At 62.8% G+C, this 12,585-nt stretch carries 13 protein-coding genes; 6 read left to right on the forward strand and 7 right to left on the reverse strand.

Annotation, left to right across the window (positions count from 1 at the left end):
- Positions 1–3: 3 nt before the first annotated feature.
- From QCE83_RS23585 to QCE83_RS23595, 3 genes are all read right to left on the reverse strand, one after another.
- On the reverse strand, positions 4–936 hold the full coding sequence (locus QCE83_RS23585; protein ID WP_309816972.1) for an ABC transporter substrate-binding protein: 933 nt from the start codon (positions 934–936) through the stop codon (positions 4–6).
- 251 nt (positions 937–1,187) lie between these two features.
- Entirely contained in the window at positions 1,188–1,937 is a 750-nt protein-coding gene (locus QCE83_RS23590; RefSeq protein WP_309816975.1) for a GntR family transcriptional regulator, read from the reverse strand.
- Positions 1,938–2,007: 70 nt separating this feature from the next.
- A complete protein-coding gene (locus QCE83_RS23595; protein ID WP_309816977.1) occupies positions 2,008–2,883 on the reverse strand; it encodes a LysR family transcriptional regulator in 876 nt (291 codons plus the stop codon).
- Between the two features lie 523 nt (positions 2,884–3,406).
- Between QCE83_RS23595 and QCE83_RS23600 the strand changes: the two genes are divergently transcribed.
- A complete protein-coding gene (locus tag QCE83_RS23600; protein WP_309816980.1) occupies positions 3,407–4,102 on the forward strand; it encodes a GntR family transcriptional regulator in 696 nt (231 codons plus the stop codon).
- A 13-nt stretch (positions 4,103–4,115) separates the two neighbouring features.
- Here QCE83_RS23600 and QCE83_RS23605 read toward each other — a convergent pair whose 3' ends face one another.
- The gene (locus QCE83_RS23605; protein ID WP_309816983.1) at positions 4,116–4,580 is read right to left on the reverse strand and encodes a universal stress protein; all 465 of its coding nucleotides are present in this window, start codon (positions 4,578–4,580) and stop codon (positions 4,116–4,118) included.
- A 177-nt stretch (positions 4,581–4,757) separates the two neighbouring features.
- Here QCE83_RS23605 and QCE83_RS23610 point away from each other — a divergent pair, with 177 nt between their 5' ends.
- Together QCE83_RS23610 and QCE83_RS23615 are read left to right on the forward strand one after the other, a co-directional pair.
- Positions 4,758–6,026, forward strand: coding sequence for a LysR family transcriptional regulator (locus QCE83_RS23610; protein ID WP_309816985.1), 1,269 nt, complete (start codon positions 4,758–4,760; stop codon positions 6,024–6,026).
- A gap of 130 nt (positions 6,027–6,156) precedes the next feature.
- Positions 6,157–6,825, forward strand: coding sequence for an O-methyltransferase (locus QCE83_RS23615; RefSeq protein ID WP_309816987.1), 669 nt, complete (start codon positions 6,157–6,159; stop codon positions 6,823–6,825).
- 67 nt (positions 6,826–6,892) lie between these two features.
- On the opposite strand, the gene QCE83_RS23620 is transcribed toward QCE83_RS23615, so the two are convergent.
- Both QCE83_RS23620 and QCE83_RS23625 read right to left on the reverse strand, forming a co-directional pair.
- A complete protein-coding gene (locus QCE83_RS23620; protein WP_309816989.1) occupies positions 6,893–8,467 on the reverse strand; it encodes a SulP family inorganic anion transporter in 1,575 nt (524 codons plus the stop codon).
- A gap of 82 nt (positions 8,468–8,549) precedes the next feature.
- Positions 8,550–9,197, reverse strand: coding sequence for a carbonic anhydrase (locus tag QCE83_RS23625; protein WP_309816991.1), 648 nt, complete (start codon positions 9,195–9,197; stop codon positions 8,550–8,552).
- Between the two features lie 276 nt (positions 9,198–9,473).
- Between QCE83_RS23625 and QCE83_RS23630 the strand changes: the two genes are divergently transcribed.
- Both QCE83_RS23630 and QCE83_RS23635 read left to right on the forward strand, forming a co-directional pair.
- Positions 9,474–10,295 carry an alpha/beta hydrolase gene (locus QCE83_RS23630; protein ID WP_309816994.1) on the forward strand — a complete coding sequence of 274 codons (822 nt, stop codon included), beginning with the start codon at positions 9,474–9,476 and terminating at the stop codon, positions 10,293–10,295.
- Positions 10,296–10,373: 78 nt separating this feature from the next.
- Positions 10,374–10,784, forward strand: a complete 411-nt coding sequence (locus QCE83_RS23635) for a hypothetical protein (RefSeq protein ID WP_309816997.1) — start codon at positions 10,374–10,376, stop codon at positions 10,782–10,784.
- Between the two features lie 24 nt (positions 10,785–10,808).
- On the opposite strand, the gene QCE83_RS23640 is transcribed toward QCE83_RS23635, so the two are convergent.
- The gene (locus QCE83_RS23640) at positions 10,809–11,564 is read right to left on the reverse strand and encodes a FadR/GntR family transcriptional regulator (protein WP_309817001.1); all 756 of its coding nucleotides are present in this window, start codon (positions 11,562–11,564) and stop codon (positions 10,809–10,811) included.
- 551 nt (positions 11,565–12,115) lie between these two features.
- On the opposite strand from QCE83_RS23640, the gene QCE83_RS23645 reads away from it, so the two are divergent.
- A complete protein-coding gene (locus tag QCE83_RS23645) occupies positions 12,116–12,541 on the forward strand; it encodes a hypothetical protein (protein WP_309817004.1) in 426 nt (141 codons plus the stop codon).
- The last annotated feature ends 44 nt before the right edge of the window (positions 12,542–12,585 follow it).

Here is a 12,585-nt window from a genome sequence, read left to right on the forward strand (position 1 = left end):
GCCTCACTTCGCCGCGCGCAGGTCGGCGGGCAACTGCGATTCGTCGATGATCTTCGTCCAGTCGAACGCACCATCGGGAATGGCCTTGACGAGAATCAGGCCCTTCAGCACTTCGTCCATGCTCTTGCGATCGAAGCCGCCTTCGCTCCAGTATTTCGGATCGGCATCGAGCACGTTATTGATCGCCGAGGCCGCGACGGCCGGGTCCATCTTGTACTGCTTCGCCAGAATCTGCGCGGACTCCTCGCGATGCGCGGCAATGTACTGCACGGCCTTGCGGCGCGCCTTGATGATGCCGCGTATCACTTCCGGATGCTGCTTCAGATAGTCCGTGCGCACGATGCCGACGGTCTGCGTTTCGTTGGGCACGATATCGCTCGAACGAAACGCGATGCGCAACTGATCCTTCTTCGCGCTATACGACGGCTCAGTCATGTAGGCCACGTCCACGGCGCCCTGCTGCAGCGACGTCAGCATCCCGCTCGAGCTGCCCACGGGCTTGCGCTGCACCTGTCCCGTCAGGCCGGCGCGATCCAGCGCGATGGTGACGATGGTATCGGTCGTGGACTTCGGACTGCTGTAGCCGATGGTCTTGCCCTTCATCTGCTGGATGTTGGTGATCGTGCCGTTCTTCTGTTCGACCCACACGAGATCCGCGAGGCTTTGCACGCCGCCATGCACGATGGTCAGGTCGACGCCCTGCTTGACCGCCGAAATGGCCGCGGGCAGTGCGACTTCGCCGTAGGGAATGTCGGATGCCATCGCGTTGCGCACTGTCGTGCCGCCGCCTTCGGACGTAATGAAGCCCGTGACATCGACGCCTTCTTCCTTGAAGAAACCCTTGTCCATGGCCACCGCGAAGGGCACGCCATACATGCCGTCGCCCCAGTGCGTGACGGTGAGCGGCGCGGCCTGCACGCGAGCGGTGCCTGCCATGACCGCAGCGGCCGCCATGAAGGAAAACAGACCGGCTCTCCCAAGCTTCCCAAGGGCAAACATGTAGGCGTCTCCGTGCATGAGCGGCGGCATCTACCGTGGTGCGCGAACTCGTGCACAGGCGCCCGCCTTGTGATTTTGAATACGGTTATCGCGGATAACCGTGCAAGTTAATGTATGCATTAACTCCATGAAAGTCCAGTTTGATGCAGGGCGTAGATACCCTCGTCTTGCATTCGGCGAACGATGTTTCAGGCCTGCTGAATGCCGTATTGCTGCAGCACGGCGGTTTGATCGCGCCAGCCCCGTTCGCGATGAGCGCGGTACAGCGCGCTTGCTTTCGCTGCATCGCCGCAGCGCAAAGCATCGATGATCGCGCGATGTTCCTCGATCGACTTTGCAGGCTGCGGATGCGGGCGGACGCGCTGCGTGAAGCGCCTGACGCGATGCACCTGGTCACGGCAGTTCATCACGATGCCTCGCAGCCGTGCATTGCCGCTGAGCGCGACGAGGGTCTCGTGAAAGACCTCGTCTGCTTCGGCCCAGGTCAGCATGTCGCCGGCTTCGAGCGCGCGGACCATCGTGTCGCAGGCATCGGCGAGCGGCGTGAGGTCGATGTCGGGCTGCGCAGCGACGAGCCCCGCAGCCGTGGATTCGAGGCTGATCAAGACCTGATAGATATGCCGGATATCGGAGATCGACGTGGGAACGATGCGAATGCCGTGGCGCGGCACGATCTGCACCAGCCCTTCACCCTGGAGTCTCAACGCGGCCTCACGGATGGGCGTGCGGCTGAAGCCCAGCATCAGGCCCAGTTCCTGTTCGAGCAGATAGGACCCGGGCGTGAGTTCGCTTTCGATGATGCGTCGGCGCAGTTCGCCATAGGCGAGATCCGCGGTGTTGAGCCGGGCGGGCTTGGCGCTGTCGACGGGATGATCGTTCGAGATGACCTTCACGCGCCTCGCTGGATGCGGCGCGACCGTGCTGCGCGATGCGGCCATGCTGAACTCCCTGAAGGAAACTCCGCGTTGAGCGGATAGTACTGCATCGGACCCGTCAGGATATAACCCGTCACGCGCGCGCAAGATGGGCGACCAGTTTGCTGCATGCCTCGGGCAAGGCACCCGGCGAGCGTATGGCGATCAGCAGTTCGCGCATCGCCCAGACATCCGTGAGCGGCACGAAGCCCAGCCCGTGTTGCCGCGCCACCGCCTCGGGCATCACGCCGAAACCCAGCCCCGCTTCGATCATCAGGCACTGGGCGTCATAGCTCGACACCTGCATCCGCACCCGCACCGAACGCCCTATTTCGTTGGACGCGCGCGTGAGGCTCAGCGTGATGGCCGCATCGACGGGCAGCGTGATGAACTCATGTTCGAGCACGTCGGCGAAGGCCGTCGCCTGCTGCTGCAGCAGCGCGTGTCCCGGCGGCGCGACGAGTACGAGGTGATCTTGGCGATAGGGAATTGTATGGATCGCATAACCATGCGGAACGGACGTAAAGATACCGATGTCAGCCGCATTGCCGGCCACCGCGCGCACGACCTGCACGCTGGGTTTCTCGTCGAGCTCGATGCGCACATGCGGATGGAGCACCGCGAACGACTGAAGATCGCGCGGCAGGAACTGCACGATCGACGAGACGTTCGCCACGATGCGCACGACGCCGCTCGTGCCGCCTGAGTACTCGCGCATCTGCACGACGATGTCGTCGATTTGATGCAGTGCGCGATGCGCGAGCGTCCTGAGCCGCTCGCCCGCTTCGGTGGCGACGACGCCCTTGTTAGTGCGGCGCAACAAGCTCACGCCGATCGACGATTCGATCTCGCTGATGCGACGGCTGACGGCGGCGGCCGCAATATGTTCGCGTTGCGCAGCCGCGGCGATCGTGCCGGCCTCGACCACGGCAAGGAAGAGTCTTAGCGAGAGTGGATCGAGCGTCTGCATGAACGATGTCCTTGTACGGCCAGCAGTTCACGACGTCTTTTTGGGGGCGCTGGCCATCGCATGCGGCGATGGCGGCATGACGAGACGTTGCTTTGCCGTCATCGCCGCATCACGCAGAATGCGCGCAAACGTTACCGTCTGACGGAAAGACATGCAATAGGCATCTTTTAACGACACGCTTTCCCATACGACTCCACATCCTCATCATGCATCGCCGCACAGTGGCGGCAATCGGCCTCGGGGGCTTGTCGTTGCCGCAGAAAGTCTGAAGGTGCGATCGGTCTCTCTCCCGATCGCGCGGCCGCGTGCAAGTCCGTTTCAGCCGCCCCTTCGGGGGCGGCTCTTTTTTGTGCGCACATCTGTCCGCGCATCTGTCCGCCTATCCGCGAGCCGTATTGTTTAATGCATGCATTGAACAATACGGCGAGTTTCTTTTCTTATAATGAAGACAGCCTGTCGCCCGATGATCAGCGGGCCGACCTGTCCTCCGTGCATCGACGGCAACGTTATCGGAAAGCCCAGCATGGCTCCAGCCCGACCCGTTGAAGCAATCAGCAAGCCACGCGAGAAATCCACCGACACGGTCTATCTCGCGCTGCGCGAGCAGATCCTCAGCAACGCGCTGCGGCCCGGAACCCAAATGCTGGAACAGGAACTGGTGCAGTGGTTCGGGGTTAGCCGCACGCCGGTGCGCGAGGCGCTGATCCGCCTGCAGAACGAACGTCTCGTGCAGATCATCCCGCGTCACGGCATGCGCGTGTGCAATGTGTCGCTGACGGACCTCGAGGAAGTTTTCCAGGTGCAGACAAGTCTCGAAGCCACTGCGGCCGCTGCCGTTGCCGCGCGCAAGCCCGGCGCCAAGGAGTTCAGGCCGCTCGAGAAGGCTTGCGCGGACATGGACCGCGCGCTGGACAAGGACGACCGCGATGCCTGGGCCGCGGCGCATGACGCGTTCTATGCGCGGCTCGTCGAACTGAGCGGCAATCCGCGTCTCATGCAGATCGTCGGCGAATGCGTCGATCAGGTGCGCCGCGTGCGCGAGCTGACGCTGCGGCTGATCGCGCCGGATGCATCACAAGCGCAGACCTTGCGCGAAGTGATCGAAGCCTTGCGCCGGGGCGATGCCGAAACGGCCCAGGCGCTCTGCCGCGACAACCGGCTGCTCAATCTTCAGACGCAGGTCGAAACGCTTCAGCGCTACCGGATCCTCGACGTCTGAGCGCCGTCATGCGCTACGCGTATTGCAAGGTGCGCGGGGTCGGGGCATGTGCAATCAGCACGTTGCGGCCCGTCCGACGGCGCACGATATTGCGCACATGATGCATGTCGATACCGCCGAACGACGACCTGCCCGCACCCAGCACGATGAGATCCACATCCAGCCGGTTCGCTTCGAGGGCGATCACGCCGCCGATGCTATGGCCGTCCTCCGGAAGCCTGCGCGTTTCCCAGTCAGCCTCCATGCCGGCGTTCGCCAGCATCTTTTCGCAGTGGCCGCGAATCGACAGCGCGAGTTGATCGACGAGCTCCGGCATGTTGCAGAAAGTCTCGACCGACCAGCCTGCCCACCACGGGGCGGATTCGATCACGTGCAGCAGCGTGATGCGGGCAGCGTTGCCGCGCGCGAGTTCGATAGCCTTTGACAAAGCGGCTTCGCTGAAGCCGGGGCCCACGGCGACGAGAATATGCGGGTACATGGCATTGCCTCCATTCGTTGTACGGCACTCTCTTCGAGTGACCGTCGTTGTTTGCATGAAGGCATGATGGCCGCGCAAAGTTAGGAAAGACTGAGCCTGACATTTCCCCCGATGCGTTCCGATGCCGCGGCTCGCGATAAATTAAACTGATGGCATCGACCTGCATGCCGGACACCCATGGACTCACGCGACCTTTTCAACCTCGCCTACCTGCGCGCGTTCCGCCTCGTGGCGGAGACCGGCAGCGCCACGCGCGCCGCCTCCGCGCTGTTCCGCGCGCAATCGGCGGTCACGCGTTCATTGCAGGAACTGGAGGCGGCCGTCGGCGAAACCCTGCTGGAGCGCCGTCCATCGGGCATGCTGCCCACGCCTGCGGGACGCGCCGTGCTGCTGCGCTGCCAGCGCATCTTCGCGGAACTGGAGGAACTCGCGCAGTGGTGCGCGGCACGGCAGTCGCGCCGCAGAACTGCGGCGGCCAGTACGCTGCCGGCGTTTCTGCTCAACACGCGGCGGCTGCAACTGTTCTCGGCACTCGCGCGCCACCGGCACATGCCGAGCGCGGCGCAAACCCTGGGGCTGAGTCAGCCCGCGGTCAGCAGCGCCATCCGCATCATGGAAACAGGCGCGGGCATGCAGTTGTTCTATCGCAGCCCGCGCGGCCTGCTGCTGACGAGCGAAGGCGAAACCTTCGTGCTGCACGTGCGCCGCGCGTTGAACGAACTGCGCCATATCCCCGACGATCTCGCCGCCCTGCGCGGCACCATTCAGGGCGTGGTGACCGTCGGCGCACTGCCGCTCGGCCGTACGCTCATCCTGCCGGGCGCCATCGCCCGCGTGGCCGCGCAGTATCCGGGCGTGCGCATCGTGACCGATGAAAGCGCGTACGAAACGCTCGTGGCGGGACTGCGCGCGGGCGACATCGATTTCGTGCTTGGCGCGCTGCGTCCGAACGATGCGTCGAGCGGGTTGGTGAACGAGCGCTTCATGTCGGAGGATATCGTCGTGATCGCGCGCAGCGGGCACCCGCTTGCCCGTTCGCGTGGCCTGGCGCTCGCCGATCTCACCACCGCGCAATGGATCCTGCCGCGCAACCAGGCCCCCGCGCGCGGCATGTTCGAAGCACAGTTCAAGCGCGGCAAGCTCAGGCCGCCGATGCCTACCGTCGAAACAGCGGACCTCGCCGTCATCCGCGGCTTGCTACTGCACACCGACATGCTCGCGGCAGTCTCGGCGCAGCAACTACATTACGAGCGTGAATCGGGGCAACTGGCCGTGCTCGACATCGCGATGCAGAACACCCGGCGCGACATCGGACTCACGCTGCGCGCGGGCGGATCACCCTCACCGGCCGCGCGCGCGATGATCGACGCGCTGCGTCTCACCGTCGATCAACTGGGCCACGCCATGCGCCGCGATGCACAAGCTGCCGCGATGTCACGCGCATGACAAGCGCGAGGTGCAATCTGAATTATTTATCGGGGAAGCGGCTTTTGCAGTGCGTGCTTGCGGTGCGGTATGGTGACTGTCGCGCATGGCGTGAACCGCAGCACATCCCAGCGAATAACGAGGAGTTGGCATGAACGAACAGCAGTGGATCGCAATGGACGAATACCTTTGCGAACGAACCCAGGCGCCGGACGAAGTGCTCGAAGCCGCGCTGCGCGACAGCGCGAACGCGGGATTGCCCGCCATCAACGTCGCGCCGAACCAGGGCAAGATGCTGCACATGCTGGCGAAGCTGCGCGGCGCGCGGCGCATCCTCGAACTCGGCACGCTGGGCGGCTACAGCACGATATGGCTCGCGCGCGCACTGCCTTCGGACGGCACGCTGCTGACACTCGAAGCCGTCGACGCGCATGCGAACGTGGCACGCGGCAACCTTGCACGGGCGGGCTTGTCGAGCGTGGCGTCGGTGATCGTCGGCGATGCGGTACACACGCTGCAGTCCTTCGTGCGCGACGGCATTCCGCCGTTCGATTTCATCTTTCTCGATGCCGACAAGAAAAGTTATCCGGCTTATCTCGATCTTGTCCTGCGCCTCAGCCGCCCGGGAACGCTGATCGTCGCCGACAACGTGATTCGTCGCGGACGGGTACTGGAAACCGGCAGCGATGACCCCGACGCGAATGGCGTGCGCACCTTCTTCGACATGCTCGCCACCCATCCCCGCCTCGACTCCACCGCCATCCAGACAGTCGGAAGCAAGGGATGGGACGGCTTCTCGATGTCCATCGTGACCGAATGAAGTTATGAAGCTGTGAGGTTATCGGGCACGTCTTGCGCGATGCGTTGCGCAAGACGTGCTTCGAGCATTATTCCGATGCGGTACGCGGTCTTGCCGCGCCGAACCAGCGGTTCCGGACAGGCGTGAACGTTTCTTCCTCCACACGCGGCATGTTCCGGCATTCGACGTGCATGTTCCGCGCAGGCGCGGCGGCCACGAACTTGTCGATCTCCTCACGCACATCCGGATCGACATAGTCGGCTCGCGAAGCATCGAGAATCACCACGGCCCCGTCCGGGATCGCGGCGAGCCGGCGCTTGAGCGTCACCTTGCACAGGAACGACACGTCCTTGCGGAACGACAGCAGGTAATGGTCATCGTGCTGCGCCATCGTGATCGGGCGGCGCAGGTTGGCGCGCACGGCAAGGAACAGACTGCATGCAATGCCGATCACGATGCCGATCAAAAGATCAGTGAGCAGCACGCCCGCAATGGTCGCGATGAACGGTGCGAAACGTTCGAAGCCTTCCTTCGCGACGGATGCGAAGAGCGAGGGCTTGGCGAGCTTCAGTCCCGTGAAGATCAGAATGGCAGCGAGACATGACAGCGGAATCAGGTTGATCACACTCGTCAGGCCGAATACGCTCACCAGCAGCAACACGCCATGCACGAACGCCGACCAGCGGCTCTGTGCGCCCGCTGTCACGTTCGCCGAGCTGCGCACGATCACCGAGGTGATCGGCAGCGCGCCGACTGCGCCGGCCAGCATGTTGCCGATGCCCTGCGCCTTCAGTTCACGGTCCGGATTCGCGGTGCGCTTCTTCGGATCGATCTGCTCGACTGCTTCGAGGCTGAGCAGCGTCTCGAGACTCGCAACGATCGCGAGCGTCACCGCAAGCCGCCACACGCCGGGATTCAGCAGTTGGGAGAAGTCCGGCAGCTCGAGCGCTTTCGTCAAGGCCGTGAACGATTCGAGCGAAGGCAACGCCACGCGATACTGCTCGGGCGGCGCAAAGCCCGGTGCGAAGCGGTCGATCAGCAGCGTGGCGCCCACGCCGAAGGCCACCACAGCCAGCGGACCGGGCACCAGCCGCACGAGCGCGAAGCGGCGCAGCGCGGCCGTTTCCCACGCTGCGAGCATGCCGAGCGAAACGAACGCGATGACGCAGGCCGCGATCGATACATGTCCATAGGAAGTGGACAGCAAACCGTCGCCGCCGGTGACGTGAACACCATCGTTCGCGAAGCCCGCGGCCAGCGGAATCTGCTTGATGATCAGAAGAAGGCCGATAGCCGCCAGCATGCCCTTGATGACCGACGAGGGCACATAGGCGGCGAAGCGTCCCGCCTTGAGCATGCCGAAGCCGAACTGGATCACGCCCGACAACAACACGGCGAGCAGGAACGCGGAGAAGCTCCCCAGCCCCGCAATGCCGCCGACGACGATTACGATCAACCCCGCCGCCGGGCCGCTGACGCTCAATTGCGAACCGCTCAGCAAGGCAACGACGACGCCGCCGATGATGCCCGCCATCAGGCCGGCAATCGGCTCGACGCCGGAAGCATTGGCAATGCCGAGACATAATGGCAATGCCACGAGAAATACGACAATGCCCGCGAATAAATCGCGTGGAAGATTGGCTAAACGATTAGCTGCTTTCATGGTTCATTCCGTTTGCGCGAGTGAATGCCTGCGAGTGCCGCTTTCGCGACATCGCATAAGATTCAACGGCTGAATTGAGTGCTTAGACTGTTTCGAGCAGAGCAGTGCCTACTTGCGCGCTGCCTTGATGACCGGATTCGTTTTCATAGCCTGAAGCCAGCACCTTGAGATGTCCGTCATGCAGGCCGAAGATCCACCCATGCACGAGCGGAGGGGTATCGCGTTCACGGATGATGGCGTGCTCGCGCAGCAAACGCACCTGTTCGAACACGCTCAGTTCGGCGAGCCGATTGGCGCGGGTATCGAGGTCCGCAAAGGTGCCGAGATGGTCGCGATGCGTCTCGCCCAGTGCGCATAGCGGCGCAATGCGGCGATTGACATGCGGCAGGTCATTCGACAACGGCAGCAGTGACGCACGCACGCCACCGCAGCCGTAATGGCCGCAGACGATGACGTGATCCACCTTCAGCACGCGCACTGCATATTCCAGCACGCTCAACGTGTTGTCGTCGGATGGACAAAACAGATTGGCGATGTTGCGATGAACGAACAGGTCTCCAGGATCGGCATTCGTGACGGTCTCGGCCGGCACGCGACTATCCGAGCAACCGATCCACAGCACGCGAGGGCTCTGACCTTGCGCCAGGCGAGGAAAGAAGTCTGCATCGGCATGCGCTGTTTCACGCGCCCAGGCAATGTTCTCCAGCAACATTCGTTTAGGTCGTTTCATCCACACACTCCATAAGCGACATTCAATTAAATAGGGCCAAGGTTTAACGCAGCATTGCGCGCATTCTTACGAATGACTTTCGCAGAAAAAGTTCAGGCAAGTCCAGAGAAAAAAATCGAATGGACCGAGATACCTGTTTTTTCTGCGGGGATGGCGATTCAATAGCTTTATTCATTACCTTGCATGCACCCTTTCGATGCATCCTCGCGAAGGAGATTCGCATAACCGCCTGAAGGTGTCTGTTAATCTTTGTGCTCTATCTTGCAGATTTCCAATATGACATTTCAGCCAGGCGAGTCTGTTTCTTTTGCCGATTTGAACGGCGGCGCCTATCCCGTGCGTGTCGAATATGCATGGCTCAATGCCGGACGCGAAGATGCGCCCATCGCCGTATTCCTGCATGAGGGACTGGGGTCGGTCAGGTTATGGAAGCGTTGGCCGCAAGCGCTGTGTGACCGGCTGCAATGTCGCGGGCTGGTGTTCTCGCGTCCGGGCTATGGACGCTCGACTCCGCGCCGGCCCGGCGAAACCTGGCCGGTGAGCTTCCTGCATCATCAGGCGCAGGTGGTGTTGCCCGCGTTGCTCAATGCATTGCGCATCGATGCCCGCGAGCGCGCCCGCATGTGGCTCATCGGTCATAGCGACGGCGGCACGATCGCCCTGCTCTATGCCAGCGCATTCCCCGATGCGCTGGCGGGCGCCGCGATCATGGCGCCGCATGTGTTCGTGGAACCCATGACGGTGCAGGCGATCAGGGAGACGCGCGCGGTCTATGAGACCAGTGCGCTGCGCGACAGGCTGGGCGCCTATCACGATGACGTGGATTCGGCCTTTTACGGCTGGAACGACGCGTGGCTCAATCCGGAGTTCCTGCACTGGGACATCACCGCCGAAATCGCCGCGATCCGAAAGCCGCTGCTCGCGATTCAGGGACACGATGACGAATATGCATCGATGCTGCAACTCGACAGGATTCAGGAAGCCGTGCCGCACGCGCGGCTCGTCAAGCTGTCGCAGTGCGGACATTCACCGCATCGCGATGCCGCCGATGCCGTGAACGACGCGATTGCCGCCTGCATCGCGGAACATCGCGATTGACGCTGGCGTGAACGCACGCTGGACCGCCATGTGCTGCGGGCCGTGATAACTTGACCGAATTCCGCAGGGAGAACCTCCATGTTGCTGTCCGATGAAGAACTGGCGCGTCTGCAGGACGTTGCTCCTTTCCTCGCAAGCGAAGCACACGGCGCGCTGGAGGCCGAAGCGCCCTATCAGGTAAGCGCGGAACTGGCGTCACATTTGCAGCCCGGCTTGCGCATACGAACACCGGGTTCGCCGTCGACCGACGCCGATCCCGATGCGCCGCCTTACGCGATCGATCTGTTCGTGGGCTTGCCGTTGAGTGAACTGCGTGCGCTCTCGCATGCCGATGAAGCTACGCGCAACGATGCCCTCGCACGTTTCGGCGCGAGCTTCTCGCCACGCCTGCTGCGCGCCATTGCGAAGATGGCGCCGCACGAAATTGATCTCGATGCAGGTGTGCAGAGCGAAGCCGGCACGCTCTCCGTCATGCTCGACGAGGCATAGCGCGCAAGCATGACGCGAGGCGGCTCAGCTCGCGTCCTGTGCCTTGCCCGAAGCCTCGTGCGCACGACGCAGACGCTCGCGGCTGTTCGACAGGTGCATGCGCATCGCGGCGCGCGCGGCTTCGGGATCGCGACGCTCGATGGCGTCGAAGATATCCTCATGCTCGCGATTCACGCGATCGAGATAGCTGCCGGGATCGTGATGAGCGAGGGCAGCGGAATTGACTCGCGTGCGCGGAATGATGGTGTTGCCGAGCTGGCTCAGAATGCTGTGGAAATAGCGGTTGCCCGTGGCCTTCGCGAGTTCGAGATGGAAGGCGACATCGGCGGTCACCGCACTGCTCTCGCCCGCTTCGATCAGGCGTTCGAACTCGTCGAGCGCGCGGCGCATCTGTGCCAGATTCTCGTCCGTGCGGCGCATCGCGGCGAGTCCGGCTGCTTCGGCTTCGAGACTGATGCGCAGTTCGAGAATGGCCATCACGTCGCGCACGGTGAGATCGCCCGCGGCTTCAATCTGAAAGCGGTCGTGATCGGTCGCCTCCAGCACGAAGGTGCCGATGCCATGCCGCGTCTGCACGAGGCGCGCGGCCTGCAGGCGCGAAATCGATTCACGCACGACGGTGCGGCTGACGCCGAGCTGCGCCATGATTTCCGATTCCGTCGGCAGCTTGTCGCCGGGCTGAAGTGCGCCGCTGCGAATGCGCTCCGACAACTCGGCAACGACCTCCTCGGTCAGATTGCGGGAGCGGCGCAGCGCGCCGGACGACAGTGCTTGGGACATGGATGGACCGGTCTTGATTAGGCTCGATCGCCCATTATAGGGCGCAAGTCAGCTTGTACGATGACTGATCGTTCACGCGGTTTTTTGTATACATCATGCAGCATGCCAATGCTGCGATCGCCATGCCGCTGCGACGAACTGTCTCGAAAAAACCTTGCGTTTCAAGCGATTAGGGCCGCATCAAACCGTTGATAATCGGTCCTTTGCGGCGTAAAGTTCATGTACCGCATGAAGTGAACGCGCCTGGAATCGCAACCGCGGCTCCGGGTATCGGCTGTATCTGCCCCCGGCACCCGGCCAGTGTGTTCGCTTCGTCGTCAGGCTCGCGTATCCCGGTCCGCATCCGTTGGATTTGCCATCTCCTCGCGCACTTGCGAGCCCGAAAAGCGGTTTTTCCGGTGTGTCGCTGCCGCGCGCTGCTGCGCGGCTCCCTGTGCCTCTCGCGCTTTTCCCGATCTCTCGGGGCGACAACCGGTATGAACCCGTGTTCACAACGGCGCGCTTCACGGCGATACTGAATTCGTGGCACCGAGGCAGCAAGGAGACAAGCAATGATGCGAGAAGTATCCGGAGCTTTTTTCGGCTCCCGCAAGCTCGACGAAGCACTCGAGGACCTCCGCGCGGAAGGCATCGCGGGAGACCGAGTCCGCGTGGCCAGCATGACCGGCTTTGCGGACTTTCACAGTTCGGTGGTGCAGAGTGCGGCGGCGCAAACCCAGTGGATCTCAGCCGAATACGCTGGTCACGGCGAACATCTTGGCGTCGTCGATACGCATGAGTACCCATTCGGTCTCGACATGACCGACGACGACATTCTTCCGTCATTCGGCGCGGACGGCGGCGACGCCGACACGCTGTGCGGCCTGACACGCGTTGTCGTCTGCATCCGCGACGAAGCGGAGATGCGCGCAGTCTGCGACATCTTTTCGCGCCTCGGGACCGACGACATCGACATCGAAGGCGTCGCAGCAGCCTGAGCCATTCCGCGCGTCATTCTGCGCGGACGCGTGCCCTGCCGCGC

The sequence above is a fragment of the Caballeronia sp. LZ034LL genome, assembly GCF_031451215.1.
Classification (GTDB): domain Bacteria; phylum Pseudomonadota; class Gammaproteobacteria; order Burkholderiales; family Burkholderiaceae; genus Caballeronia.

Bases quoted from the DNA above. Each gene is read 5' to 3' on its own strand.
- QCE83_RS23585 (WP_309816972.1), bottom strand. From the start codon at position 936: ATGGCAGGCACCGCTCGCGTGCAGGCCGCGCCGCTCACCGTCACGCAC.
- QCE83_RS23590 (WP_309816975.1), bottom strand. From the start codon at position 1,937: ATGGCCGCATCGCGCAGCACGGTCGCGCCGCATCCAGCGAGGCGCGTG.
- QCE83_RS23595 (WP_309816977.1), bottom strand. From the start codon at position 2,883: ATGCAGACGCTCGATCCACTCTCGCTAAGACTCTTCCTTGCCGTGGTC.
- QCE83_RS23600 (WP_309816980.1), top strand. From the start codon at position 3,407: ATGGCTCCAGCCCGACCCGTTGAAGCAATCAGCAAGCCACGCGAGAAA.
- QCE83_RS23605 (WP_309816983.1), bottom strand. From the start codon at position 4,580: ATGTACCCGCATATTCTCGTCGCCGTGGGCCCCGGCTTCAGCGAAGCC.
- QCE83_RS23610 (WP_309816985.1), top strand. From the start codon at position 4,758: ATGGACTCACGCGACCTTTTCAACCTCGCCTACCTGCGCGCGTTCCGC.
- QCE83_RS23615 (WP_309816987.1), top strand. From the start codon at position 6,157: ATGAACGAACAGCAGTGGATCGCAATGGACGAATACCTTTGCGAACGA.
- QCE83_RS23620 (WP_309816989.1), bottom strand. From the start codon at position 8,467: ATGAAAGCAGCTAATCGTTTAGCCAATCTTCCACGCGATTTATTCGCG.
- QCE83_RS23625 (WP_309816991.1), bottom strand. From the start codon at position 9,197: ATGAAACGACCTAAACGAATGTTGCTGGAGAACATTGCCTGGGCGCGT.
- QCE83_RS23630 (WP_309816994.1), top strand. From the start codon at position 9,474: ATGACATTTCAGCCAGGCGAGTCTGTTTCTTTTGCCGATTTGAACGGC.
- QCE83_RS23635 (WP_309816997.1), top strand. From the start codon at position 10,374: ATGTTGCTGTCCGATGAAGAACTGGCGCGTCTGCAGGACGTTGCTCCT.
- QCE83_RS23640 (WP_309817001.1), bottom strand. From the start codon at position 11,564: ATGTCCCAAGCACTGTCGTCCGGCGCGCTGCGCCGCTCCCGCAATCTG.
- QCE83_RS23645 (WP_309817004.1), top strand. From the start codon at position 12,116: ATGATGCGAGAAGTATCCGGAGCTTTTTTCGGCTCCCGCAAGCTCGAC.